This window comes from Mycobacterium sp. (assembly GCF_049281135.1).
GTDB lineage: Bacteria > Actinomycetota > Actinomycetes > Mycobacteriales > Mycobacteriaceae > Mycobacterium.
The window spans coordinates 1-3,159 of record NZ_JBAPRN010000656.1; the positions used below are offsets into that span (position 1 = coordinate 1).

Sequence of the window (3,159 nt, forward strand, 5' to 3'; positions counted from 1 at the left end):
CGGTTTAACGATGGACGATTTCACTGTCCTTACCCCGTTGACCGATGCATTCACAATCGCCCACTACCAGCGCGCCGAGGACGCCGGCATCACCGGCATCATCACGATGCCGTGGATGTTCTACTCCGGACCGGATGGCACGCTCGCCGAGAAGGTCGACGGGATGAAGCGATTCCGCAAGGACCTCGCTCTCGACGGGTGATCGGAGTCGGTGCACCAAAAAGCGTTCCCACTCTTCCGCGAATGCCCTAACGTGACGAGGGTGGAGCTACACGGAAATCCCGAGCTGGTGCCAGTGGAGGCACTGCGGTCAGGTGACCCGATTACCGACGTCCATGGCGGCGGTCAGCACTACATCGTCCTGGAGTCGAAATCTTTCGACGAGAGCTGCGTTGTCCTCGAGCTCGAGTCGAAAGCTCACGATCAACTTCGGGTGATCGAGATGTCGTTCCCGACCGGTTACTACATGGGCAGGTCGCCGCGGCACATCCTGTGACCTGGTGTCAGAGGTATCACCTCGGACCTGGTGACAGTCGGCGATAGTTGCTGCCTGCATGATGGGAGCCATGCCGGAAATCAGGCCGTATCGCATCGACGTGCCCGCCGCCGTTCTGGATGACCTCAAGGAGCGGTTGTCGCGCACTCGATGGCCGGAGTCGGAGACGGTCGACGACTGGAGCCAGGGGATCCCGCTGGCCTACACCCGGGAGCTGGCCGCCTATTGGGCCGATGGCTACGACTGGCGTTCGCGGGAAGCCGCGTTGAACCGGTTCGATCATTACCTGACTGAGATCGACGGGCTGGACATCCATTTCATCCATCAACGGTCGCCGCACGACGACGCGCTGCCGCTGGTGATCACCCACGGCTGGCCGGGCTCGGTGGTCGAGTTCCACAAGGTGATCCAGCCGTTGGTCAACCCGCCGTCGGGTCGCGCCGAGGACGCCTTCCACGTGATCTGCCCATCGCTGCCGGGTTACGGATTCTCCGGCCGGCCAACCCACACCGGATGGGGGGTGGAGAAGATCGCCGAAGCGTGGGAGACGTTGGTCGGACGGCTGGGTTACGAACGATACGGCGCGCAGGGCGGTGACTGGGGTGCGGCGGTGACGACGCAAATCGGGCGCAACGGAGGTCACTGTGTGGGCATCCACCTGAACATGCCGATCGCGAAGCCTGTCGCCGGGTCCGCCGATTTCACCGAGGACGATCAACAGGCCCTGGCCGCATATGCGGAACACCGGAAGTGGGGCACCGGCTATTCCAAGCAGCAATCCACGCGGCCTCAAACGCTCGGTTATGGACTGGTCGACTCGCCGGTGGCGCAGCTGGCGTGGGTCGCCGAGAAGTTCTGGGCATGGGCCGACTGCGGCGGGCACCCCGAGAATGTGCTCAGCCGTGACGAATTGCTCGACAACGTGATGCTGTACTGGGTCACTGGCAGCGGCGCATCCTCAGCCCGGCTGTACTGGGAGAGCTTCAACAGGTTTGTGACCGATGGCCGTGTGGAGCTGCCCACTGGAGTCGCCGCGTTTCCGAAGGAAATCCTGCGCACCCCGCGAAGCTGGTGTGACGCCGCCTACAACGTCACGCACTGGACGACGATGCCGCGCGGCGGGCACTTCGCCGCCTTCGAGCAGCCGGAGTTGTTCGTCGACGACGTCCGGGCATTCTTCGCGACGGTGCGGTAAAGCTCAGCGCCGCAGTCGACTTCGGCGCCCGGGCCACCGACTTCGGTGGGCGTCCAACGCGTAGGGCCCGCCGCCGGTGAAGAACAGCAACAGGAACGCGAAGCAGAACATCACCGCGTCCTCGCCGTGGTTGTTGATCGGGAAGAAGCCATGCGGCAGATGGACCGTGAAATAGGCGCACGCCATTTCCCCGGAAGCCAGGAAGGCGGCAGGCCGGGTGAACAGCCCGAGGGTGATCAGCGCACCGGTGACCGCTTCGATCCAGCTGGCGTAGTAGTCGGGCCATTGGCCCACCGGCGCCACGTGATCCGCAGCCGGCCAGCCGATCAGCCCGGACAGGCCGTGGCTGACAAACAGCAACCCGAACATCACCCGAAACACTGATAAGGCAGGCGGCCAATACGAATTCAGCCGGGCCTCGAGACTTTGCGCCATGCGCAGACGATATACGCGTCTACAGCTGAATCCAGGCCGACTTGGTCTTCATGTACATGTCGATGCCCTCTTTGCCGAACTCGTGGCCCCAGCCGGACTGCTTGTGGCCGCCGAACGGCACGTCGTGGTCAAAGACCAACTGGCAGTTCACTTGGACGCTGCCGGCGTGTAGGCGCTTGAGCATCCGGTGGGCCCGGCCGACATCCTGCGTCCAGGCAGTGGCGGCCAGGCCGTAGGTGGTGTCGTTCGCCAGGGCCACAGCTTCTTCCTCGTCGTCGAACGGCAGGATCGTGACGACGGGCCCGAAGATCTCCTGCTGGTAGAGCCGCATGCTGGTATCGACGTTGGTGAGCACCGTCGGGTGCACGAAGTAGCCCTTACGGTCCAGCCGGTAACCGCCGGTGACCACTTCGACGCCGTCGCTTTTGCCTTCGTCGATGAAGCCCATCACCCGGGTCAGCTGCTTCTGGCTGATGAGCGGGCCGCTGACGCAGCCCTCCTCACTGGGAGCGCCGAGCTTGAAGGTGTTGGCCATCATCGAGATGCCTTCCACCACTTGGTCGTACACGCCGCGCTGGGCGAAGATCCGCGATCCGCAGACGCAGCCCTGGCCGGAGTGCACGAAGATGCCCAGCGATGCCATCAGGAGGGCCTTGCTCATGTCGGCGTCGTCGAAGATCAGGACCGGCGACTTGCCGCCGAGTTCGAGCGTGACCTTCTTCAGATTGTCGGCGGACGCCCGCACGATCTCCTTGCCGACTTCAGTCGAGCCGGTGAAGGCGACTTTCTGGACGTCGGGATGCGCGGTGATCGCCGCACCCGCGGTGTGACCGTAGCCGGTCAGCAAGTTGGCGACACCTTCGGGCACACCGGCTTCGTGGATCAGCCGGTCGAGCAGTAGAGCTGAAAGCGGTGTCTCCTCAGCGGGTTTGACGAGCACGCTGCAGCCGGCGGCCAGCGCCGGCGCGAGCTTGGCGCTGGCGTTGAAGATCGGTCCGTTCCACGGGAAGATCAGCCCGACCACGCCGTAGGG

Annotated in this window: 4 protein-coding genes and 1 pseudogene; 3 read left to right on the plus strand and 2 right to left on the minus strand. The window is 64.0% G+C overall.

Annotated elements, in window-relative coordinates; genetic code table 11:
- The 3 genes and pseudogenes from WAN02_RS26400 to WAN02_RS26410 all read left to right on the plus strand — a co-directional run.
- Positions 1-202: pseudogene (locus WAN02_RS26400) on the plus strand (LLM class F420-dependent oxidoreductase); the annotation flags it as partial.
- Positions 203-262: 60 nt separating this feature from the next.
- Positions 263-496 (plus strand): hypothetical protein, encoded by a 234-nt coding sequence (locus WAN02_RS26405; protein WP_325695169.1) that lies wholly within the window; start codon positions 263-265, stop codon positions 494-496.
- Between the two features lie 79 nt (positions 497-575).
- Positions 576-1,691, plus strand: coding sequence for an epoxide hydrolase family protein (locus WAN02_RS26410; protein ID WP_422267959.1), 1,116 nt, complete (start codon positions 576-578; stop codon positions 1,689-1,691).
- A 3-nt stretch (positions 1,692-1,694) separates the two neighbouring features.
- Here WAN02_RS26410 and WAN02_RS26415 read toward each other — a convergent pair whose 3' ends face one another.
- Together WAN02_RS26415 and WAN02_RS26420 are read right to left on the minus strand one after the other, a co-directional pair.
- Positions 1,695-2,126 (minus strand): DoxX family protein, encoded by a 432-nt coding sequence (locus WAN02_RS26415; RefSeq protein ID WP_422267955.1) that lies wholly within the window; start codon positions 2,124-2,126, stop codon positions 1,695-1,697.
- Between the two features lie 19 nt (positions 2,127-2,145).
- The coding region (locus WAN02_RS26420; protein WP_422267957.1) for an aldehyde dehydrogenase family protein at positions 2,146-3,159 on the minus strand (1,014 nt) is incomplete at its 5' end.

What these genes read in the sequence shown, in the direction of transcription:
- WAN02_RS26415 (WP_422267955.1), bottom strand. Translation starts at nt 2,126, where the DNA reads ATGGCGCAAAGTCTCGAGGCCCGGCTGAATTCGTATTGGCCGCCTGCC.